The 23919-nt window shown below is 25.2% G+C and carries 24 protein-coding genes and 1 tRNA gene; 12 read left to right on the top strand and 13 right to left on the bottom strand.

The genetic code is table 11. From position 1 onward, the window contains the following. Window position 1: 1 nt before the first annotated feature. From hisH to hisG, 5 genes are read right to left on the bottom strand one after another with little or no spacing between them, the layout of a single operon-like run. Entirely contained in the window at window positions 2-592 is a 591-nt protein-coding gene (gene hisH, locus K645_RS02145) for an imidazole glycerol phosphate synthase subunit HisH (RefSeq protein ID WP_022565238.1), read from the bottom strand. Between the two features lie 15 nt (window positions 593-607). Continuing rightward, window positions 608-1774: a bifunctional histidinol-phosphatase/imidazoleglycerol-phosphate dehydratase HisB gene (gene hisB, locus K645_RS02140; protein ID WP_041936023.1), complete on the bottom strand. Its 1167-nt coding sequence runs from the start codon at window positions 1772-1774 to the stop codon at window positions 608-610. Continuing rightward, complete coding sequence (gene hisC / locus K645_RS02135; protein ID WP_022565236.1) at window positions 1774-2853, bottom strand: histidinol-phosphate transaminase; 1080 nt, start codon at window positions 2851-2853, stop codon at window positions 1774-1776. Before hisC ends, hisB begins: the two co-directional genes overlap by 1 nt. A 24-nt stretch (window positions 2854-2877) precedes the next feature. Then, on the bottom strand, window positions 2878-4164 hold the full coding sequence (gene hisD / locus K645_RS02130; RefSeq protein ID WP_041936022.1) for a histidinol dehydrogenase: 1287 nt from the start codon (window positions 4162-4164) through the stop codon (window positions 2878-2880). A 2-nt stretch (window positions 4165-4166) separates the two neighbouring features. Then, entirely contained in the window at window positions 4167-5024 is an 858-nt protein-coding gene (gene hisG, locus K645_RS02125; RefSeq protein WP_022565234.1) for an ATP phosphoribosyltransferase, read from the bottom strand. 142 nt (window positions 5025-5166) lie between these two features. Here hisG and K645_RS02120 point away from each other — a divergent pair, with 142 nt between their 5' ends. Beyond that, on the top strand, window positions 5167-5928 hold the full coding sequence (locus tag K645_RS02120) for an exodeoxyribonuclease III (protein ID WP_041936021.1): 762 nt from the start codon (window positions 5167-5169) through the stop codon (window positions 5926-5928). An 11-nt stretch (window positions 5929-5939) separates the two neighbouring features. Here K645_RS02120 and K645_RS02115 read toward each other — a convergent pair. Next, window positions 5940-6012, bottom strand: a tRNA-Lys gene (locus tag K645_RS02115). Window positions 6013-6109: 97 nt separating this feature from the next. Here K645_RS02115 and K645_RS02110 point away from each other — a divergent pair. The 4 genes from K645_RS02110 (at window position 6110) to K645_RS02095 (ending at window position 9782) form a co-directional block, all read left to right on the top strand. Beyond that, a complete protein-coding gene (locus tag K645_RS02110) occupies window positions 6110-6619 on the top strand; it encodes a shikimate kinase (protein WP_022565232.1) in 510 nt (169 codons plus the stop codon). Window positions 6620-6695: 76 nt separating this feature from the next. After that, window positions 6696-7964, top strand: coding sequence for a tRNA lysidine(34) synthetase TilS (tilS, locus tag K645_RS02105; RefSeq protein WP_235043312.1), 1269 nt, complete (start codon window positions 6696-6698; stop codon window positions 7962-7964). Window positions 7965-7999: 35 nt separating this feature from the next. Beyond that, complete coding sequence (gene serC / locus K645_RS02100; RefSeq protein WP_022565230.1) at window positions 8000-9064, top strand: 3-phosphoserine/phosphohydroxythreonine transaminase; 1065 nt, start codon at window positions 8000-8002, stop codon at window positions 9062-9064. A 16-nt stretch (window positions 9065-9080) separates the two neighbouring features. Next, window positions 9081-9782 carry a YggS family pyridoxal phosphate-dependent enzyme gene (locus tag K645_RS02095; protein ID WP_022565229.1) on the top strand — a complete coding sequence of 234 codons (702 nt, stop codon included), beginning with the start codon at window positions 9081-9083 and terminating at the stop codon, window positions 9780-9782. Here the strand turns inward: K645_RS02095 and trpA are convergent. The 7 genes from trpA to K645_RS02060 all read right to left on the bottom strand — a co-directional run bounded on the left by trpA (window position 9726) and on the right by K645_RS02060 (window position 16093). Then, the gene (trpA, locus tag K645_RS02090) at window positions 9726-10493 is read right to left on the bottom strand and encodes a tryptophan synthase subunit alpha (protein ID WP_041936093.1); all 768 of its coding nucleotides are present in this window, start codon (window positions 10491-10493) and stop codon (window positions 9726-9728) included. The two genes, K645_RS02095 and trpA, sit on opposite strands and share 57 nt — an antisense overlap. Continuing rightward, window positions 10477-11679 (bottom strand): tryptophan synthase subunit beta, encoded by a 1203-nt coding sequence (gene trpB / locus K645_RS02085; protein ID WP_022565227.1) that lies wholly within the window; start codon window positions 11677-11679, stop codon window positions 10477-10479. The genes trpA and trpB overlap by 17 nt, the downstream gene beginning before the upstream one ends. Next, window positions 11676-12101, bottom strand: a complete 426-nt coding sequence (locus tag K645_RS02080) for an N-(5'-phosphoribosyl)anthranilate isomerase (RefSeq protein ID WP_022565226.1) — start codon at window positions 12099-12101, stop codon at window positions 11676-11678. Before K645_RS02080 ends, trpB begins: the two co-directional genes overlap by 4 nt. 209 nt (window positions 12102-12310) lie before the next feature. Then, window positions 12311-13102, bottom strand: a complete 792-nt coding sequence (gene trpC, locus K645_RS02075; RefSeq protein ID WP_022565224.1) for an indole-3-glycerol phosphate synthase TrpC — start codon at window positions 13100-13102, stop codon at window positions 12311-12313. Next, on the bottom strand, window positions 13099-14097 hold the full coding sequence (trpD, locus tag K645_RS02070; RefSeq protein ID WP_041936092.1) for an anthranilate phosphoribosyltransferase: 999 nt from the start codon (window positions 14095-14097) through the stop codon (window positions 13099-13101). The genes trpC and trpD overlap by 4 nt, the downstream gene beginning before the upstream one ends. A gap of 8 nt (window positions 14098-14105) precedes the next feature. Continuing rightward, entirely contained in the window at window positions 14106-14681 is a 576-nt protein-coding gene (locus tag K645_RS02065) for an aminodeoxychorismate/anthranilate synthase component II (protein WP_041936020.1), read from the bottom strand. Window positions 14682-14683: 2 nt separating this feature from the next. Next, a complete protein-coding gene (locus tag K645_RS02060) occupies window positions 14684-16093 on the bottom strand; it encodes an anthranilate synthase component I family protein (RefSeq protein WP_022565221.1) in 1410 nt (469 codons plus the stop codon). A 247-nt stretch (window positions 16094-16340) separates the two neighbouring features. Between K645_RS02060 and K645_RS02055 the strand changes: the two genes are divergently transcribed. The 7 genes from K645_RS02055 to ccoN all read left to right on the top strand — a co-directional run bounded on the left by K645_RS02055 (window position 16341) and on the right by ccoN (window position 23911). Then, window positions 16341-18149 carry a putative porin gene (locus tag K645_RS02055; protein ID WP_235043311.1) on the top strand — a complete coding sequence of 603 codons (1809 nt, stop codon included), beginning with the start codon at window positions 16341-16343 and terminating at the stop codon, window positions 18147-18149. A 70-nt stretch (window positions 18150-18219) separates the two neighbouring features. Continuing rightward, entirely contained in the window at window positions 18220-18831 is a 612-nt protein-coding gene (locus K645_RS02050) for a glycoside hydrolase family 73 protein (protein ID WP_235043310.1), read from the top strand. A 29-nt stretch (window positions 18832-18860) separates the two neighbouring features. Then, window positions 18861-19256, top strand: a complete 396-nt coding sequence (gcvH, locus tag K645_RS02045; RefSeq protein ID WP_022565218.1) for a glycine cleavage system protein GcvH — start codon at window positions 18861-18863, stop codon at window positions 19254-19256. A gap of 12 nt (window positions 19257-19268) precedes the next feature. Then, entirely contained in the window at window positions 19269-19610 is a 342-nt protein-coding gene (locus K645_RS03215; protein WP_022565217.1) for a Copper-Exporting ATPase, read from the top strand. A gap of 41 nt (window positions 19611-19651) precedes the next feature. Beyond that, a complete protein-coding gene (locus tag K645_RS02040) occupies window positions 19652-21541 on the top strand; it encodes a cation-translocating P-type ATPase (protein WP_235043309.1) in 1890 nt (629 codons plus the stop codon). Window positions 21542-21560: 19 nt separating this feature from the next. Then, window positions 21561-21710, top strand: coding sequence for a cbb3-type cytochrome oxidase assembly protein CcoS (gene ccoS, locus K645_RS02035; protein WP_041936019.1), 150 nt, complete (start codon window positions 21561-21563; stop codon window positions 21708-21710). A gap of 8 nt (window positions 21711-21718) precedes the next feature. After that, the gene (gene ccoN, locus K645_RS02030) at window positions 21719-23911 is read left to right on the top strand and encodes a cytochrome-c oxidase, cbb3-type subunit I (protein WP_022565215.1); all 2193 of its coding nucleotides are present in this window, start codon (window positions 21719-21721) and stop codon (window positions 23909-23911) included. Window positions 23912-23919 lie beyond the last annotated feature (8 nt).

The raw sequence follows: 23919 nt of genomic DNA, 5'->3' as shown, positions 1-23919 counted from the left end.
TTTATAATCGAATAAAATTTTCTAATATTTTATGTCCTACATAAGAAGATTTTTCTGGATGGAACTGTACAGCATAAAAATTATTTTTTTGTAATGCAGCACTGTAAGTGATTATATACTCTGTTTTTGCTGTTGTATCCTTTCCTAAAGGAACATAATAACTGTGAACAAAATATTGATAACTTCCATCTGGAATATTTTCAAATAGAGATCCTTTTAATTTATGAATTGTATTCCAACCTACTTGAGGGACTTTATCATTTTTATTATTAGGTTGAAATTTTTTTACCAATAAATCAAAAATTCCTATACATGTAGTATTACTTTCTTCTGAGGACTTACAAAGTAATTGCATCCCCAAACATATTCCTAATATAGGTTGTTTTAATTTTGATAAAAGTAAATCCAGTTTTTTTTCTTTTAAATATTGCATGGCACAGTTAGCTTCCCCAACACCAGGCAAAATAATTTTTTTTGCATTTTGAATCAACTCTTTGGAATCTGTAACCGTAGCTTGTACTCCTATTCTTTCTAAAGAAAAAAGAATTGATTGTACATTTCCGGCAGGATATTTTATAATAATCGTTTTCATAATATATTAAAATTTTTACAAAATACCTTTCGTACTAGGTATTTGAGTAGAAGAATTTTTTTGGATTGCCATTTTAATAGCTCTTCCAAAACATTTAAAAATAGATTCTATTTTATGATGATCATTTTTTCCTATAGTATGAATATGCAAATTACATTTGGCAGATAAAGAAAAAGATTTGAAAAAGTGAAAAAACATTTCAGTAGAAATTTTACCTATTTTTTCTCTAGAAAATTTGACTTTCCAAAACAATTGGCTTCTGCCTCCAATATCTAATGCAATTGTAGATAAACTTTCATCCATAGGAAGAGTGTAGAATCCATAACGTTCTATTCCTCTTTTATCTTCCAAAGATTGATAAAAACTTTCTCCTAAAGTAATTCCAATATCCTCTATAGTATGATGATCGTCTACATAAAGATCTCCTTTCGCTTGAATATTTAAATCTATAGAGCTATGAAATGCTATTTGTTGTAGAAGATGATCAAAAAAACCCAATCCTGTTTGAATATGATTTCTTCCTTTTCCATAAAGGAAAATAGAAATTTTTATATTGGTTTCTAATGTCGTTCGTTGATGAACGAGTTTTTTTGTTGTAATTGATGATAAATATTCATAAATCTTTTCCCAACTATCAGTTTTTAAAGATATTATTCTTTTTAAATCTTTTTCATCTATACTAGAAGTATAATCTTTTTCTTCTTTTGTCAAATTTTTATGGGAATGATCCTCTTTAATCCATATAGATTTACATCCTAGATTTTTAGCTAATAAAACGTCTGTCAATCGATCTCCAATTACAAAAGATTTGGAAATATTGTAATAATTTGATTTTAAATAATTTGTCAACATTCCTATTCCAGGTTTTCTATTTTTTGATTTTTCCTCTGGAAAAGTTTTGTCTATATGAACAGAAATAAAATGAATTCCTTCAGTTTTTAAAATGTTTAATATATGATTATGAATAGGCCAAAAAATATTATCAGGAAATTGATCAGTCCCCAAACCATCTTGATTAGATACCATAACTAAATCATAGTTTAATTCTTGTACAATTTTTGATAAGAAATATATAACTTTAGGATAAAAATTGATTTTTTCAATAGAATCAATTTGATAAGTGGGAGGAGATTCTTTTATAATTGTTCCATCCCTATCAATGAATAATATTTTTTTTTTCATCACATTTTTATTTTTTTGAATTTTCGAATCTGATCTATTAGATACTCATTCTCTTCATGAGTCCCTATTGTGATCCTTAAACAATTATTACATAAAATGATTTTTGAACGATCTCTAACAATAATTTTTTTTTTCATTAAATATTGATAAAGATTTTTTGAAGAAAAATTTATTTTTACTAATAAAAAATTAGCAGAACTAGGATATACATTTTGTATGATAGGAATTTTTTTCAAAGATTCTAACATATATTTTCTTTCTGATAGAATGTTTTTCAAATGAAAAAAAAATAAATCTTTATTTTCTAAAGCTTTAATTGCTATTTCTTGAGAAAGAAGATTAATATTATATGGATATTTTACTTTGTTCATCCATCCAATAATTGCTTCAGATGCAATAGCTATTCCTATTCTTAATCCTGCTAAACCCCAAGATTTAGAAAGTGTTTGTAAAATAATTAAATTTGGATATTTATCAATTTCTGTTGATAAAGATTTTTGATTAGAAAAATCTATATACGCTTCATCTAAAACAACAATTCCTGCAAATTTTTTTGTTATATTTTCAATATCTTCTCTATTGAGATCATTTCCAGTAGGATTATTTGGAGAACAAATAAAAATGATTTTACTATACGGATTTACAACTTTTTCTAATTGATTCAAATTTAATTGATACTTTTCTTCTGTAAGAAATATTTTGACAACATCTACTCCATGAATTTTTCCACTTACTTCATACATTCCATAAGTAGGAGGAAAAATAATAGCATGATCTATTTCAGGACGAGAAAAAATACGATAAACCAAATCAATAATTTCGTCACTTCCATTCCCTAAAAATATATGAGATGGAGAAATATTTTTAAAATCTGATATTTTTTCTTTCAATTCTTTTTGCATAGGATCTGGATATCTATTATAAGAATTTAAAAAAGATAAAGGAGAACCGAAAGAATTTTCATTAGCATCTAAAAAAATAGAATTTTTTTCTTTGTGATGTTCTATCCTAGCAGATATGTAAGGATCCAGATTTAAAATATTTTTTCTAATTAAAGAATTCAAATTAAATTTATTCATGCATTGACATTTAAAATTTATTTTTTATTTTATCCGAATATTAATGGATTTTTTATGAGCAAATAATCCTTCTTCAGAAGATAAAACATTAACACATTCTGATAAATGTTTTAATCCTTTTTTAGATATTTTTTGAAAAGTAATTTTTTTTACAAAACTCTCTATAGAGATTCCACTATAAGATTTAGCATAACCATAAGTAGGAAGTACATGATTTGTTCCAGAAGCATAATCTCCTGCACTAACTGGAGAGTAATTTCCTAAAAAAACAGATCCAGCATTAATCACTTTTTCTCCCCAAAAAGAAGCATTTTTACAATTTATAATTAAATGTTCTGGAGCAATTTGATTAATTAGAGTTAAACATTCATCCAATGAATGAAGAATGATTAATTTACTTTTTTTCAAAGATTTTTCAACAATATTTTGTTTATTAGAAATATTTGAAAATTGTTTTTTTAATTCTTCTTTAACTTTCTCTGTCCAAGATTGATTATTTGGAGTAACTAAAATAATATAACTTTCTGGATCATGTTCTGATTGAGACAATAAATCAGCAGCAACATATTCTGGATTGGCTGTATCATCCGCTATAATTGCTACTTCTGAAGGACCGGCAGGCATATCTATAGATACTATTCCTTTTTGAGATACAATTTGTTTAGCTATTGTTACATAAGAATTTCCTGGTCCCAATATTTTATATACAGAAGGAATACTTTCTGTTCCATAAGCCATCGCCGCAATAGCTTGAGCTCCTCCGACTTTATATATATGTGTAATCCCTACATATTTAGCTGTATATAAAATAGATGGATGAACTTCTCCATTTGAATCTGGGGGAGTACATAAAATAATATTTTTACATCCTGATAATTTTCCCGGAACTCCTAACATTAATACAGTAGATAACAAAGGAGCAGATCCCCCTGGGATATAAAAACCAATTTTTTCGATTGGAATAGTTTTTCTCCAACAAAAAATTCCCTTTGATATTTCTATTTGTGGTTCATCATGTACTTGTTTTTCATGAAAACATTTTATATTATGGTATGCAATTTCAATAGATTTTTTTAATTGATTTGAAATTTTCATATAAGCTTTATTCAAATCTTCTTCTGAGACTCGAATAGATTTTATATTTATATGATCATATTTTCTTGTATAAGCTTTTAAAGCTATATCTCCATAAGTTTTTACATTGTCAATAATAGGAACTACTAAGTTTCTTAAGTGAGAAATGTTTTGTAAGTTTCTATTTGAAATAGATTTCCATGTTTTGTGTGTGGGATGAATATATACTTGAATCATATTTATAGTATAATTTTTTCTATGGGAAGTACCAATATATCTTGAGCTCCAAGTGCTTTTAAATTTTCTATGATTCCCCAAAAATCATTTTCATTGACGACAGAATGCACGGAACTACATTCTGAATTTGCTAAAGGCAAAACAACTGGACTTTTAATTCCTGGAAGATAAGATATTATTTTTTCTAATTTTTCATTAGGTACGTTCAACAAAATATATTTATTGTTTTTAGCTTTTCTTACAGCTCTAATTCGGAATAACAATTTTTCCATTATAGTATTTTGTGGGATACCTAAATGCAAATGTGAAGCTAATACAGCTTCAGATTGGAGTACAGTCTCAACTTCTTTTAATCCGTTCATAAAAAGTGTGGATCCGCTACTTACTAAATCACATATACAATCTGCTAAACCTATTCCTGGAGCTATTTCTACTGCTCCAGATATTTCATGAATTTCTGCATTTATATATCTTTTTTTAAAAAATTCTTTAACTAAAAAAGGATAACTTGTCGCAATACGTTTTCCATTCAAGTCATTAATATTATTATAAGCCAGAGATTTAGGTACAGCTATAGAAAGTCTACATTTTCCAAAACCCAAAGGTTCTTTAATTCTTATTCTTTTTCTTTTTTCTAAAAGAACATTTTTTCCCACAATTCCTATATCTGCCACTCCGTCTTCTAAATATTGAGGGATATCATCATCTCTAAGAAAAAGTATTTCTAGGGGGAAATTCATAGCCGTTGTTTTTAACTTATCTATTCCAATGTTAACTTCAATGCTACAATCTTTGAGTAATTTTATAGAATCGTCATAAAGACGACCCGATTTTTGAATTGCTATTTTAAGTTTATCCATAATCCAATTCCAGGAAAAAATAATAAAAGCTTACTCTTGTAAGCTTTTTTATTTTAGTTTTAGTAGATCAAATTAATGTATCACGGCAAATATAAAAACTATTTTGAATATTTTATAATTAACTTTTTAAAAATTTAAAATGATGAAAATTATTAGTTATAATATAAATGGAATTAGGTCTGGAATTAGGAAAGGATTATCTGATTGGATTGAAACCAATCAGCCATATATTTTATGTTTACAAGAAATAAAGGCTTTTCCAGAACAAATAGATACAAATTTATTTGATCATTTAGGTTATAATCACTATTGGTTTCCTTCAAAAAGAAAAGGATATAGTGGTGTAGGTCTTTTGTGCAAAGAAGAACCTATTCATGTAGAATATGGAATCGGATTAGATTCTATAGATGAAGAAGGAAGAGTTTTACGTGTAGATTTCAAAAATTTGTCAGTAATTAGTCTTTATGTTCCTTCTGGAAATGATATGATGAAAAGATTAAACTTTAAATTTTTTTTTATGAAAAATTTTTTATTACACATAAAAAAAATAAAAAATAAATTGAATGATATGATCATTTGTGGCGATTATAATATTTGTCATCATGAAATAGATATTTATGATCCTATTCGGAATCAAAATATTTCAGGTTTTTTGCCAAAAGAAAGAGAATGGATGACTGATTTTATCAATTTAGGATTTACAGATAGTTTTAGAAATTTTGTTCAGGATCCCCATCATTATAGTTGGTGGAGTTATCGTTCTAATGCTAGAAAAAGCAATAAAGGATGGAGAATTGATTATGCTATGGTTAGTAATTCTTTGAAAGAAAAAATGAGAAATGCTTATCTCATGCCAGAGGTTCAATATTCCGATCATTGTCCTGTTGTGTTAGAAATTTTTTAATAAATCAAAAATGACCTGACTGGGATTCGAACCCAGGACCCTTACATTAAAAGTGTAATGCTCTACCAGCTGAGCTATCAGGTCCATTGTATTTATTGTAGATTATCTTAGTTAGAAATAAAATAAAAGGAACAAAAAATCATTGGGTTAAATAACAAATATACTATAATTTTATGTTTTTATGAAAATTTCTTTAATTGGATATATGGGAAGTGGAAAAACTACTGTAGGAAAAATACTAGCGGAAAAGTTAAATTTTAATTTTTACGATTTGGACACTCTTCTTGTTGAAAATGAAAATGATTCTATTCATGATATTTTTAAAAAAAAAGGAGAACTTTCTTTTAGAAAGAAGGAACATTCCATGTTAAATAAAATTTTAAAACAAAAAAAAAATATGTTTTATCAGTTGGAGGAGGGACTCCTTGTTTTTATAATAATATTTATTTGTAATAAATATTCAAATACATTTTATTTAAAAACTGATAGTTATACTTTATTTAAAAGATTATTTTTAGAAAAAACAACAAGACCTCTAATTTCTCATTTATCAAAAAACGAATTGTTCATATTTATTATGAAACATTTGTCGAAAAGGATATATTTTTATGAAAAATCTTTAAAAAAAATAGATATATCCAAAAAAACTCAACATGAGATAGTTCAAGAAATCGTTAAATTTGTTAGTTAAAATAATCATGAATGAAATATCATATAACCTTATTTTTCTAGATAAAATTAAAAAATATTTTTCATTTAATTCAAAAATGGAAATTAGAAAAAAAGTATGTGTAGCTGTGAGTGGTGGATTAGACAGTATGGTATTAATTAATTTATTACTTAAAATTCCTGAAATAGAATCAGAAGTTGCTCATTGTAATTTTTCCTTAAGAGATGAAGAATCTAATCAAGATGAAATTTTTATAAAAAATTTTTGTACAAAACAAAATATAATATGTCATGTAAAGAAATTTGATACTTTAAATTTTTCTAAAAAATGGAAGTTATCTATACAAATGACTGCTAGAAAACTTAGATATGATTGGTTCGAAGAATTGTTAAAAAAAAATTCATATGAATATATGGTTTTAGGGCATCATTTTGATGATTCTATAGAGACTTTTTTTATAAACGTTTTCAGAGGGACTGGAATGAAAGGATTATTGGGGATCCCCAAAAAAAATGGCCGATTTATTCGTCCTTTATCTGATTTTACTAAAAAAGAAATTTTACATTATGCAAAAATAAAAAATATAAAATGGAGATTCGATACTAGTAATCAAGATTTTAAATATTTAAGAAATAAAATTCGTTCAGTTTTATCTATGTTTTATTCGTGTTCATTTCGTAATGGATTAAAAAAAACTATAAATTTTCTTCATGAAGAAAATTTTTTAATAGAACAAAAAATAGAAGAAGTTCGTCAGGAAATTACAATAGAAAAAAAAGATTCTCCATTTTTTTGGAGAATGAACTGTAAAAAAATAAGAGAATTACAACCTTTATCTTTTTATTTGTTTAAATTATTTTCTCCATATGGGTTTAATGATATCAATAGTATGAGACGTCTTATTTATGCACAGTCTGGTAAACAACTTTTATCTAAATTGAAACTATATCGTCTTATTAAAAATAGGACTAATTGGATATTAGTCTCTCATCAATTATTATCAATAAATCAAAATAAGATTTATATGATCTCAAATTTAAAAGTTACTAATAAAATGTTTTTACCTGTTGATATAAAATTTTTTTATAATCCAAAGAAAGAAACCAATAAGAATATGTTGATTATAGATTTTGAAAAAATACAATTTCCATTATTATTAAGAACATGGAGAAAAGGAGATTTTTTTTATCCTTTTAAAATGAAAGGAAAGAAAAAAATAAGTAAATATTATAAAGAAAAAAAATTTTCTCTTTTAGAAAAAGAACATACATGGTTATTAATTAATGGAAATGAACATATTATTTTAGTTATAGGAAATCGTTTAGATGATAGATTCAAAGTAACAAAAAATACAAAAAAATATTAGGGATAAAAGTAAAAATATAATTAGTTGTTCTATTTATGAAAGTACACAATTTCAATGCGGGTCCTTCTATTTTACCAAAAGAAGTTGTTATAAAATCAGCTCAATCTGTAATGGATTTTAATGATACCGGATTATCTTTACTTGAGATTTCTCATAGAAGTGCAGATTTTTTAGAAATAATCGAAAAATCAACTTTTTTAGTAAAACGTATTACGAATTTAAATGATGATTATGCTATTTTATTTATTCAAGGGGGAGCTACATTACAATTTTCAATGGTCCCATACAATTTAATGAATAAAAAAGCGGCTTATTTAGATACAGGATTTTGGGCATACAATGCTATTAAAGAGGCTGAAAAATTTGGAAAAGTAAGAATTTCGTTTTCCGGTAAAAATGAAAACTATACATATATATCAAAAAATTATCGTATCCCATACGATATGGATTATTTTCATTGCACATCTAATAATACAATAGTTGGAACACAGATGAAAATATTTCCTAAAACATCTATCCCAATAGTTTGTGATATGTCTTCTGATATTTTTAGTCGACAATTAGATTTTTGTCAATTTAGTTTGATTTATGCATCTGCACAAAAAAATGTAAGTCCTGCAGGAATGACTATTGTGATTATAAAAAAAGATATTTTAGGAAAATTCAAAAGAAATATTCCTTCTTATATGGATTATAGAATCCATATACAAAATAATAGTATTTTAAATACTCCAAATGTTTTTTCTATTTATACTTCTATGTTGACTTTAGAATGGATAGAAAATCAAGGAGGTCTTTCTATTTTAGAAAAAAAAAATCAACATAAAGCTAAATTATTATATGATGAAATAGATCAAAATAATTTATTTGAAAATAAAATACATAAAGAAAACCGTTCTAATATGAACGTTTCTTTTTTTTTAAAAAATAAAAATTTAGAAAAAGAATTCAATAAAATGTGGAAAAAAGAAAACATTATAGGATTAGATGGTCATAGATATTTAGGAGGCTATCGTGCTAGCATATATAATGCACTTCCATTAGAAAGTGTTTTATTTCTTATTGAAATTATGAAAGAATTCGAAAGAAAATTCTCATAATGAAATTCTATGATATATGATAGAAGATAGATTTTTTAGTATAAAAAAATCGATTCCAAAAAATGTAAAAATTTTAGCAATTTCTAAAAATCAAGATATCTCTTCCATAAAAAAATTATATAAGATAGGACATAGAGATTTTGGTGAAAATTATATTCAAGAAATAGTAAAAAAATATAAAAAATTGCCAAAAGACATTCGATGGCATATGATTGGAAAAATTCAAAGTAATAAATTAAAATATATAATACCTTTTATTCATTTAATTCATAGCGTACAAAATATAAAACAAATTAACATAATAAATCAGATAGCTTTCAAACATAAAAAAATTATAAATTGTCTTTTACAAATAAAAATTTCTAATGAGAAAAATAAATCAGGAATTACTTCTCAAGAAGCTTCCAAAATATTGGAAAATAATACTTTAAAATATATAAAAAATATCAAAATAATAGGAATAATGGGAATGGCTTCTTTTCAAGAATTAACAAAAGTACACAATGAATTTTCATATTTACAAAAATTATATAATAAATATAAAAACAAATATGGTCATTCCATTCTTTCTATGGGAATGAGCAGAGATTATAATATAGCCATTAAATATGGAAGCACAATTGTTCGATTAGGGACTTTAATTTTTGGTGATAGAAAAAAATTATATGATAGATTTTATGAAAGTTTTGATGCTTTCTTCCAATTTATTTTTATTTAATGATTGAATAAAAGAACTTCCTATGATCCCTCCATTAGCATATTTACATGATAAATCAAAAGTTTCTTTGTTGTTTATACCAAAACCAATTAATTTTGGAGTATTTATAGATAATTTTCTAATACGTTCAAAAAAAGATATTTGTTCTTTTCCAAAAGGATGAACATTACCTGTAGTAGAACTAGAAGAAACTATATATAAAAATCCATCACTGATTTTACTTAACATAAAAATCCTGGAATTACTGGTTTTTGGGGTAATTAAAAATATCATAGATAACAAATGTTTTTTAAATATATTTTGATATTTATTTGCATAAATATCAATTGGTAAATCCGGTAAAATTAATCCTGAAACACCTGATTTTTTACATTTTTTTAAAAATTGATCTTCACCAAATTGATAAAATTGATTATAATATCCCATGAGAATAATAGGAACTTTTATTTTTTCTTTCAATTCTTCTATTTGATCAAATAATAAAGAAATATTCATTCCATTATTTAACGAAGTCTTATGACTTTTTTGTATAATTATTCCATCTGCCAAAGGATCAGAATAAGGAATTCCTATTTCAATCAAATCTACAGATGTAGATTGCAAAATTTGGATTATTTTACCTGTACTATTTAAATGAGGAAATCCTGCTGTAAAATAAATGCATAATATATTTTTATTTTTATTTATAAATAAATTATGAATTGGGTTCATTATTTGAGAATTTAACAAAAAATTTATCGTAAACATTAACATCTTTATCTCCCCTTCCTGACAATGTTACAATGACTACATCATTTTGTTGAAAAGGGATTTTTTTTAATGCAGCTAATGCATGAGCACTTTCTAAAGCAGGAATAATTCCTTCTAAACGGGTTAATTCATATCCCGCTTGCAAAGCTTCTTCATCAGTAGAATATAGAAAATTTACACGTTTTTTTACAAAAAGATTAGCGAACATAGGACCAATTCCTGGATAATCTAAACCTGGAGATATGGAATAGGCGGGTTGAACTTGACCATCTTTGTTTTGTAAAACAAATGTCATACTTCCATGTAATATTCCTTTAGATCCACAGTGAATAGAAGAAGCTGTTTTTTTTGTTGTAATACCTAACCCCGCAGCTTCCACCGCTATAAGTTTTACGGAATCATTATCTAAAAAATGATAAAAAGATCCTGCCGCGTTACTTCCTCCTCCTATGCAAGAAATTACATAATTTGGAAAAGAAAACCCTTCTATTTCTTTTAATTGCATTTTAATTTCTTCACTTATAATGGACTGAATATCTGCTACCATTTGAGGATAAGGATGAGGACCAACCGTAGACCCTATTAAATAATAACTTTTTGGATGATTAATCCAATAACGAATGGCTTCATTCACAGCGTCTTTTAACGTTTTATTTCCACTTGAAACCGGGATCACTTCAGCCCCTAGAGATTTCATTCTGATAACATTACTATGCTGACGTAGCATGTCTGTTTCCCCCATAAAAATTATACATTCTAAATGCATTAATGCACAAACAGTAGCCGTTGCGACTCCATGTTGTCCCGCACCTGTTTCTGCCACAATTTTTTTTTTACCAAGTTCTTTTGCTAGTATCATTTGACCTATGGCATTATTGATTTTATGCGATCCAGTATGATTGAGATCTTCTCTTTTAAGATAAATTTTAGTATTATATTGATCAGAGTATGTTTTACAAAAGAATAAGGGGGTAGGTCTTCCTACATAATTTTTTAGTAATTTTTTGTACAATTTTTGATATTCATAACTTGCAATAATTTTTTTGTATTTGCATTGTAGTTCTGTAATATTATAATGTAACATTTCAGGAATAAAAGATCCTCCAAATTCTCCATAATATCCATTTTCATCAACAAAATATTTCATAATTCTCTTATTTTTTTCATAAAAGCATTTAATTTTAAATCATCTTTTCTTCCTGGATTAATTTCAAATTTGCTATTAATATCAATTCCAAACATTTTAGAATGTGAAAAATTTTTAATTTGATTAAAATCTTGTGGACCAATACCTCCACTTAAAAAAAAAGGGACTTTAAAAGTGTATTCATAAAGTTTTTTCCAACAAAATTTTTTACCACTCCCTCCATAATAAATTGTATTGCTATCAAATAAAAAATAATAACAAAAAGGTATATAATCTATAATTTTTTTAAAAGAAAAGAAATTATCTATTCTAAAGCTTTTAATTAATTTTAATCCTTGTTTGAATAACTTTTTACAAAAACAAGGATTTTCTGTCCCATGTAATTGAATAAAATCTAGTTTATTTTTTCTTTTTATTTCCAATATATTTTTTTCTGATTCGTTGACAAAAACACCTACTTTTAATATTTTTTTTTAAGTTTTGGAATTATAAAGTCAAACCCCACAAATCTAGGCGAATTAGGATAAAATATAAAACCTATAAAATCAGGGAATAAATCATAAATTTTATGTATTTCAAATTTCATTCCACATACTTTTATTTTTAATAGTTTATATTTCATAAATGAATTTTATTCAGTTCTCTTTGATAAAGAATCTATAAAGTATTTACAAATTTTTCCAGGATCTTTTTTTTTCATAAAATATTCCCCAATCAAAAATCCTTTAAATCCCTGTTTTCTTAATTTTAAGATAAAATTTATATCAGAAATTCCACTTTCTGCTATTTTTATATAATTATTAGGAATTTTGGAAGATAATTTCAAACAATTGTGATGATTTACAATAAAAGTTTGTAAATTTCGATTGTTGACCCCCACAATATCCAAGTTTTCTGTTATTTTATCTATTTCAAATTCATTATGAATTTCTATGATGACTTCTAAATCAATACTTTTTGCAATTTTAGAAAAATTTTTTATTTGTTTTTTAGAAAGAATCCCGGCAATTAATAAAATCACATCAGCTCCCATAGATTTAGATTCTATGATTTGATACTCATCAATAATAAAATCTTTTCTCAAGATAGGAATTGAAATTATAGACCGTGATTTTTCTAAATTCTCATTTGATCCAGAAAAAAAATGCTGATCTGTCAGAATAGATACTCCACTAACACCTGCTGATTCATAATCTTTTACCACTTTTTCTACTGATACTGTATGATTAATAATCCCTTTAGATGGAGATTTACACTTAAATTCCGCAATAATACCAGTATGACTTTTTTTTATATTTTTTACTAATGATAAAGTTTTTCTTTTAAAAAGTGAACTATTTTCTAATTTTTTTGTAGGATGTACAATTTTATTATTGTATACTTCTTTTTGTTTGATGAATACAATTTTTTCAAGAATATTCATAAACTCAATAATTTTTTAAGAATATTCTTTGCTTGACCACTTTTTAATGAACGTTTTGCTTTATCATAATTATTCTCAAGACTATCTTGATTTAATAAACTCAATGCAAATGTTGCATTTGTTAAAACAACTGCATTCTGAGCTAAAGTCCCTTCTCCAGATAAAACACTAACAAATATACGAATATTTTCTTTTGTATTCTTTCCTCCTTTTAATTCATTAGGACTTACTTTTATCTTTTTTTTTCCTATTTCTAATTCTTTTATCGAATAAAAACGTTCTCCTTTTGGAGTATAGCATTTAATATCACTAGTAAGTGTGATTTCATCATAACCATCTAAACTGTGAATAATAGCATAATTATTTTTCGTATTCTGATACATATAATAATATATTCTTGCTAGTTCCAAATTATTGACTCCTAATAATTGATTTTGGGGTTTTCCTGGATTTAATAATGGGCCAAGTGTATTAAAAATAGTTTTAACTCCTAGTTCTTTTCTTAAGATAGATATGTTTTGTAATATAGGATGGAATATAGGAGCATGTAAATAACAAATTCCTACTTTATCCAATTGATTTTTCAAATTTTCTTCATTATTAGTAAAATGATATCCTAATCCTTTTAATATATTCGAAGATCCAGTAATAGAGGAAGAACTGAAACTTCCATGTTTGATCACTTTTTCTCCTGTCCCTGCTACTATAAAACATGCTAAAGTTGATATATTAAAAGTATTTTTTCCATCTCCACCAGTTCCTACTATATCAATAGCATTAAATTCTTTCAAATTAACTTTTATGGATAGTTCCATCATTGCCTGATGAAACCCTATCATTTCTTCTAAAGTAGGAGATCTCATATTATATATAGTAGCTACAGATATAACTTGTGTATGATTAATCTTTCCTTTTGATAATTCCATAAAAAGATTTTTAGCTTCCTCTTTTGTTAATGTTTTTTCTAAAAAAAGATTTTCTAATATTTTTTTAATATTCATAATTAATTTAAATTCAACCAATTATCTATAATTTTTTCTCCATATGGAGTTAAAATAGATTCTGGATGAAATTGTACTCCACGTACATCATAAAATTTATGACGTAAAGCCATAATTTCTCCTTTCTCTCCAATAGCAGTAATCTGAAGTTCATCAGGAAAGTTATGTGTAGATATAATCCAAGAATGATAACGGCCAACTTGGATTTCTTTAGGCAATTTTTGAAATAAAATCTCTTGTGAATCTACAATTTTGATTAAACTGGATATCCCATGGTAAACCTTTTTCGTATTTAAAAGAGTAGCTCCAAAAACTTCCCCTATTGCTTGTTGACCTAAACAAACTCCAAAAATGCTTTTAGTAGAAGCAAAAGTCTTTATTAAAGGTTTTAAAATATGAGCTTCATCAGGAATTCCAGGTCCTGGAGAAAGAATAATTTTATTATATTTTTCTACATCAGAAAGTTCTATTTCATTATTTCTAAATACTTGTATAGGATTTTTCGTTAATTTTTTCACAGCATGTACAAGATTATATGTAAAAGAATCATAATTATCCAAAATTAGTATTTTATTCATCTTCATATGTTTTTAGCTAATTCTATGGCTTTAAATAAGGCCATTAGCTTATTGTTTACTTCTTCTAATTCTTTTTCCTCTTTAGAATCAGAAACAATACCTGCACCAGCTTGAAAAAACAAAATATTATTCTTACTTACAAAAGAACGAATAATTATGGCTGTATTAATACAAGAATTTTTTAATCCAAAGAAACCAATTGCCCCTCCATAAACACCTCTATGTTGATTTTCAATTTTATCAATCAATTCCATAGCTTTATATTTAGGAGCTCCAGAAAGGGTACCAGCAGGAAAAGTATCGCCAAATACTTTTATAACTGATATATTTTTTTCTAATTTTCCAGATACTTTAGACACCATGTGTAATACATGAGAAAAAATTTGAATTTCTTTGAATCCTTCTACTTTTACATTAGTAGAATTTTTGCTAAGATCATTTCTTGCTAAATCGACTAACATGACATGTTCTGCATTTTCTTTTGGATTCTTTATAAGATTTTCGGATAATTTTTGATCTTTATTTTCATGTCCTGATCTTCGTATTGTTCCTGCTATTGGATTAATATAGGCAGTTTGATCATTGATAATGAGTTGGGTTTCTGGAGAGGAACCAAATAATTTATAACTTCCATAATCAAAATAGAAAAGATATGGAGAAGGATTTATAAATCGTAAAGCACGATATACATTAAATTCGTCTCCTTTAAATTTTTGTTGAAATTGACGAGATAACACTATTTGAAAAACATCTCCACGTAAACAAGCTTTAATTCCTAGAGATACCATTTTTTTATACTCTATATCTGTTACATTTGAACGACGAGTTCCAACAGATTTAAACGGAAAAGATGAAAAATTTTTATTTTTAATTAATTTTCCCAATTGATCTACATAAGTTTTTTTTTCAATATCATAAAATTGATGTTCAATTATATATATTTCATGATGAAAATGATGAAATACAATTAAGTTTTTATAAAAATTAAATCGTATTTCTGGAAGATTATATATTTCTTGAATTGTAGCATGAAATTCAATATTTTCAAAATACTGAATACTATCATAAGATATATATCCGTATAATCCTGAATAAGATATGTTTGTATTTTTATTTTCAAATTTTTGAAAAAAATCTTCAATTAAAATTTTAATATCTAATTTATCGTTTATAAAAATATGTTTATGAACGCAATTAGGATATGATATTCGTAACACATTTTTATCTAAAATAAGTTCAGAAATAGGATTAATACAAAGAATAGAAGAATTATTTCTTGGAATTTGATAATCAGAAGTTTCTAATAATAATGTTTTAGGAAAGATATCTCTTAATCTTAAATATAATTCTATCGGTGTAGTACTATCAGCTAAAATTTTTTTCTGAATAGTTCTAAAATTAAATTTAAACATGGTTTATGGTATTTTGACATGATAAAAAACATGATAAAAAAAAGGCCGTCATAAAGACAAGCCTCAGAAATATTGCTGATACAATATTAATTGAAGAATACCATTTACTTTAGTAATGACATTGACATCATGTCAAATATAAATAAATTTTTTCTATTTATAGATATTTATTACAAATAGCGCAATTTTTAATTTCAATTATATGATAATATTCATTTTGACTTTTCTTTTTTTTGTATCTGATAATATGAATTCTGATAATATGAATTCTGATAATATGAATTCTGATAATATGAATAACATGGAAAAAAAAATAGTGAAAATAAACATTGATAAAAATAGAACAGAAAATATAGAATTTTATCATCCCACTTATCAGGATTATAAATATTGGACGGAAGAAAAAAATATAAAAAAACCTTTTTTGGAAAAATATTTTTCTCACAATTTTTTTAAATATGATAATATTAGATTATTTTTTAATAACGGAAATAAAGAAAAAAATAATTTTAATGAAAGTATGCCTAAAAAAATGCTTTTTTTTAAAGATCCTTTTTTTTATCGTGAAAAAATTAAATATTTTGATGTAAAAACTCCTCTTTCAGAAATATTTTATATAAATAATTTTTTAAAAAAAGAAAAAACATTAGGTGGTTTTTTTTCTCAAAATTTAAACGAAAAAATTAATTATTCTATAGAATATAGAAATTTTCATTCGGAAAACAAACCTTATTTAAAAAATACTAAAAGTTTAGTATTAAATACTTTTAATTATCAAGACCAGAACCATTATAAATTATGGGGGCATTATATTTATCAAAAATTTGATATAGAAGAAAAAGAAAAAATTCCAAAATGGAATATTAGAAATTATAAAAACATTTTATTATCTAATAAAGAATTAATTCACAATAGATATTATATAAGTTTTATTCAAAAAATATATTCTTTTGAAGAAAAAAAAAGATTTCTATTTTTTAGAACTTATATGGAATATGAAAAATATTTTAGATATCATTCATTTCAACCATTTCAACATTGGAATAGAAAAAAAATCAATCATTCTTACTTAAGAAATGGTTTTTTTTTGATTTTTAATCAAAAAAAAATAAACCTAGAAATAGGATCCATTTTTGACAAAATACATTATGAATTATTTCATAATAATATATATAAAAATAAAAATATCAATAATTTATCAATACAATCGAAAATTCATTATCCCATTAATAACGTTTTAGAATTTGATTCAGATGGGAAATGGATTGTAGAAAATAATGATATAAAAAAATCTTATATTAAGGCTAATATTAAGTTAAATACATTTTTATTTTCAAAATTTTGGTTTTTAACTCAATTGAATATTAATGAAAACGATAATAATATTTTTTTTCCGATTTACATTCTAAAAAAAAATCAAGATTATTATAACAATGAACAAAAAAATATATTTTCTTTTTACAAAAAAAAAACAATAAATTTTTCTTTAAATTCTTACAAAGAAAAATATCATGTTTCTTTCTACATATCGAAACTAAATCATTCTTTTCAGGACCAAGATCAAGAAAAAAAAATAAAAAAATTTTTATATTATAAGTATAAATATGCTGATATATATGGATTTAAAATAAAAACTATACATGATATATGGAAATTTAAGTTAGACAATGTTTTTTTATATCAAAAATATAATTTTAATCCATTAATTTTTTCTATTCCAAATTTCTTATCAAGAAGTACAATCTTTTATATGAATAATTACTTTGATAAAGCTCTGTTTATTCAAACAGGTTTTTCTTTTCATTATTCCAGCAAATTTTATCAACATAAAATTTATCATCCTTTTAATTATCAAACTTTTATTTTCGAAGAAAAATGTATTCCCAATAAAATTGGAGGAACCCCTTTTGTAGATTATTTTTTGAACTTAAAAATACATAGAACTATATTCTATTTCAGTATACAAAATATAAAATTTTATAATTTTTATAATGAAAATAAAAATAAGAATAAATCATTGATTCAAGTTGGTTTTTTGTGGAACCTTTTTACTTAATTATGTAAAAAAATGTAATTTTATTCATCATAATATGAAGAACTTTTTTTGTTTTGTATTATTCTTTTTGATGTCATTATTTTCTTTTTCACAAAAAAATAAAAAGGAAATAGAAAATGTAGTAATCGAATATATCAGAAAATATGCTGTTTTTGCAATTGAAGAGATGGAAAAATTTGGAATACCAGCTAGTATTAAATTAGGACAAGGGATTTTAGAATCTTCTAGTGGAAAGAGTTCTCTATCCAAAGCAACAAATAATCATTTCGGAATCAAATGTGGAAAAAATTGGGTAGGAGATGTTTATTATCACGATGATGATATTCCAAAAGAATGTTTTCGAAAATATAATTCTGTAGAAGAATCTTTTCATGATCATTCTAAGTTTTTACAGCAACCACGTTATTCTAAATTATTTCTTCTTAAAAAAGATGATTATCAGGCTTGGGCTACAGAACTAAAAAAGGCAGGTTATGCTACATCTTTAAATTACGCAAATTTATTAATTGATCAAATAGAAAAATACTATTTATGGAAGTTGGATAAAACTACTACTTTTAGTATAGAAAGAAGAATTAATCAATATTTAAATTATGTAAAAAATAAAAGAAAAGATTCTTTTTTCAGAATATTTAGTAGAAAATTCCGTTTTCTTATAAAGAAATTGTTTCAATCAAAATAAATTATTTTTTGAATTAAAATTTATTAAATATGGATTCTAATAACTTAATGTATAGTAAAAATCATGAATGGATAGGTTCTCCAAATGAAAAAAATCAAGCTTATATAGGAATCACTCATTTTGCTCAAAATGAATTAGGAGATATTGTTTATTTAGATGTAGAAAATTCCATAATAGGAACAAAAATAAAAGCAGAAAATTCATTTGGAACAATAGAAGCGGTAAAAACAGTTTCTGATTTGTTTATGCCTATTTCGGGTTGTATTCTTGAAATCAATAAAAAATTATTATCACAGCCAGAATTAATAAACAAAAGCCCTTATCAAGAAGGATGGATTATACGAATAGAAATTTTAGAAATCAAAGAATATCATCAATTAATGTCTTCAGAAGAATATCATAAATACATACAAAAATCAAATTAATCATCATAAAGCATGAAAAAAGAAAAAATTTTTGATTTTCTTGATGATAAAAAAATTGCAAATAAAATAATCGATTTCAATCATAAAAATGTAACTACAGTTCGTTTTATCATTCCTTCTATTCACTGTAGTTCTTGTGTTTTTGTTTTAGAAAAATTACCTAAATTATATCAAAATATTTTTGATTCTACTGTTGATTTCTATAATAAAAAAATTTGGATAACATTCAATAATATTGAATTTAAACTAAGTGATATAGCTAAGATACTTGATAATATAGGGTATAGTCCATCTATGGATTTTGATTCGATAGAAAATATAAAAAAAATAAAAATTTATTTGATAGAAAATTGATAGGAAAATTAGCTGTTTATTTTTTTTGTTTTGGCAATATTATGCTTTTAGCCATTCCAGAATATGTCGGAGCCCTACAAGAAGACATGTGGTTTATGGAAAATCGTAATTTTTTTCGTTATCTGATGATAGTTTTATCTCTTCCTGTAGTAATATTTTCTATTACTGATCATATTAAATATGCTATTTTAGGATTAAAAAAACATATTTTGAATATAAATGTTCCAATTTCTATTGGAATATTAGTTCTTTTTTTATGGAGTTGTTATGAAGTATTTTTTGATTTAGGTTCTGGATATTTTGATAGTCTTTCTAGTTTTTCATTATTTTTACTTATAAGTAGAATGTTTCAAGTGCATACTCATAATCAAATTTTATCTTTTGACAAAAATTATAAATCTTTTTATCCAGTTCTAATAACAAAAATATGCAATGATGAAAAAGAAGAAAAAGTTTTGCTTTCTTCTTTAAAAAAAGGAGATTTAATTTTAATTAGAAATGAGGAAATTGTACCTGCCGATTCTATATTAATCAAAGGAAACGCTGTATTAGATAATAGTTTTATTACAGGAGAATCCTATTTTATTCCTAAAAAAGTAGGAGAACGAATTTATGCGGGTTCTAAACAAAAAGGGGAAGCTATTCTTATAAAAGTCATTAAAAATGTGGATCATAGTTATTTAAGTCTATTATGGAACAAGAATAAACCAAATCCATCTTCTTCTTATCAATTTGATTTAAGTTCAATATCCAATAGATTTAGTCAATATTTTACTCCTACTATTTTGATAATTTCGATATTAACTGGAATATATTGGTGGTTTTTTAGTAATGATACTTCAAAAATTTTTCAGACAATTTTTTCTGTTTTAATTATTACTTGTCCTTGTGCTTTAGTTCTTTCTGTTCCATTAATTTTCGGAAGTATTATACGTTTTTTTTCAAAAAAAGGTTTTTATATAAAAGATATTTTTACAATGGAAAGAATCTCTTCAGTAAGAACTTTAATATTTGATAAAACTGGAACTATAACTGATATGAATAAAGAAAAAATTTCTTTTGTCGGAAATATGGAACACGAAGAAAAAAAAATTATAGCTTCCTTATTAAAAAATTCAAATCATCCTTTAAGTCAGAAAATATTATCAGAATTATCTATAAAAGATTTCTATGTTATAAAAAATTTTAGAGAAATTATAGGAAAAGGATTAGAAGGTATTGTCAAAAATATACCGGTTAAAATTGGGTCTCAAAAATATTTAAATATTACAAATAACACAATTAATGAACACGGAATAAATCAAACAAAAGTATTTATTTCTATAAATAATAAATTCATAGGTTATTTTTTATTTAGAAATTATTATCGTAAGGGAATAGAAAAAATGTTTCAAGATTTAAAAGAATATAATATTTTTATTCTTTCTGGTGATCAGAATGATTTAGAAAAAAAGTATTTAAAATCTATTTTACCAAAATCAAGTAAGGTTTTTTTTAGTCAAAGTCCTGAAGATAAATTAAATTGTGTCAAACAATTACAAAAAAAAGGAGAAAAAGTTATGATGTTTGGAGATGGAATCAATGATTGTGCCGCGTTAAATCAAAGTGAAGTAGGGATTTCTGTATCCGAAAATCCAACTAGTTTTTTTCCAACTTGTGATGCTTTTATAGAATCCAGTTGTTTAAATAAAATTTATTTTTTTTTAAAAGTATCTAAAGTATCTGTAAAATTAGTATTTGTTAATTTCATGATTAGTTTATTTTATAATGTCATAGGAATTACTTTTGCAATGACCGGGAACTTAAAACCTTTTATAGCCGCCATTTTAATGCCTTTAAGTTCTTTTTCCGTTATTTTTTTTTTCTATTATATCTACTTGGATCATTTCAAGAAAATTAATATTTTAGTTTATTTAGTATTTAGTTTATAGTTTTTATATTATTATTTTCATGGGCATATTAATTATTATGATATTATCTAGTGTTTCTTTGGGGGCATTTTTTCTCATATTTTTTTTAATTTGTCTTTATTCTGGACAATTTGATGATTATGAATCTCCTAGTATTAGAATTTTAATTGATGATTTTGAAAAAAATTAAATTTTTAGATGAAATTAAAGACATATTATTATAACAACAGTATTGTAAAAGCTTTTTTGTATGCTACAATATTTTGGGCTTTTATTGGATTTTTAGCTGGATTATTTATAGCCTTATTATTATTTTTTCCAGAGGTTCCAGAACTTATTTTTGGTAAGAATCTAAAGGATTCTCAAGGAATTTTAGGATTTGGAAGATGGAGAATGTTACATACAAGTACTGCTATTTTTGCTTTTGTAGGAAATATTATTTTTACAGGCTATTATTATGCTTTACAACGTTTGTTAAAAACGAGAATTTTTAGTGATGCCCTAAGTTGGATCCATTTTTGGGGATGGCAAATATTTATTGTTTCTACTTGGATTACTTTTTTATTAGGGATTAATACAAGTAAAGAATATGCTGAACATGAATGGCCAATAGATATAGGGGTCTTTTTGATTTGGATTATTTACGGGATAAATATGATTGGAAGCATTTTGAAAAGAAAAATTAAACATTTATATGTTAGCATTTGGTTTTTGTTAGGAACATGGGTTGCTGTAGGAATGTTACATGTATTTAATAATCTTGAATTACCTATATCTCTTTTATCCTTTAAAAGTTATTCTATATATGCTGGGGTACAAGATGCTTTAATGCAATGGTGGTATGGGCATAATGCTGTCGCATTTATTTTAACTACACCTATATTGGGATTAATGTATTATTTTGTTCCAAAAGCATCCAATCAACCCATTTTTTCTTACAAACTTTCTATTATACATTTTTGGTCATTAATATTTATATATATTTGGGCGGGCCCCCATCATTTAATGTATACATCTCTTCCGAATTGGGCTCAAATGTTAGGTACTATTTTTTCAATTATGCTTATTGCTCCTTCTTGGGGTGGGATGTTGAATGGATTGCTTACTTTAAGAGGGGCTTGGAATCAAATGAAAACGAATCCGGTTTTGAAGTTTTTTGTAGTTGGAATTACTTGTTATGGAATGGCGACTTTTGAAGGGCCTATGTTAGCAACTAAAACTCTAAATTCCATAGGACATTTTACGGACTGGGTTATAGCTCATGTCCATTTAGGGACTTTGGGATGGAATGGGTTCATGGCTTTTGGAATTATATATTGGTTGACTCAAAAAATATGGAATACAAAATTATATTCTATATCATTGGCTAATATTCATTTCTGGTTAGGTGTTTTGGGGATTATTTTATATATTTTTCCCATGTATGTTGGGTCTATTTTACAATCTATTATGTGGAAGAAATTTAATCCTGATGGAACTTTAGCTTATAAAAATTTTTTGGATTCTGTTTTATCTATTATCCCATTTTATAAAATAAGATTTATAGGTGGAATTATTTATTTCTTAGGTTTTATTTTAATGATTTATAATATTTTTAAAACAATCAGACAAGGGAATTCATTAGATAATGAAAAATTTCAATGTGATCCATTTTATGGTATTTCTGTTAAAAATAGAAATGAAACATTTCATAATTGGTTGGAAAGAAAACCAATCCAATTAACAATTCTTTCTTTTATAGCAATAGCTATTGGAGGATTTATAGAAATTATCCCTACTTTAGTGATCAAATCTAACGTTCCTACAATTCACAACGTTCACCCTTACAAAGCCTTAGAATTAGAAGGGAGAGATTTATTTGTGAGAGAAGGATGTAATGCTTGTCATAGCGCACAAGTTCGTCCATTTAGAGATGAAGTAGTACGTTATGGAGAGTATTCGAAAGCTGGTGAATTTGTATATGATCATCCATTTCTTTGGGGTTCTAAACGAACAGGGCCAGATTTGGCTAGAGAAGGAGGAAAAAACCCTAATTCTTGGCATTTTAATCATATGTATAACCCTCGTTCTACTTCTCCTGGATCTATTATGCCAAGATATCCTTGGTTGATTTATAATAAATTGGATAGATCTAATACAGAAAAGAAAATAAAAGCAATGGTGAAATTAGGAGTTCCATATTCTTTGGAGTACATCAAAAATATAAATCAAGATATGGATCATCAAGCGAGTCAAATTATACGTGATATTTATCAAGAATATCCCAGTTTGAAAAAAGAAATAAATCAACAAAAAAAAGTGGAAAAAGAAAAATTTATTCCATTAGAAAAAAGAGAAGTTATAGCTCTTATTGCTTATTTACAGAGATTAGGAACAGATATAAAATCTTAAACGGATAA

It is taken from the genome of Blattabacterium sp. (Nauphoeta cinerea), from assembly GCF_000471965.1.
Taxonomy (GTDB): Bacteria; Bacteroidota; Bacteroidia; order Flavobacteriales; family Blattabacteriaceae; genus Blattabacterium.
The sequence above is the reverse complement of the archived record's forward strand: the minus strand, read 5'-3'. Positions and strand labels throughout refer to the sequence as shown.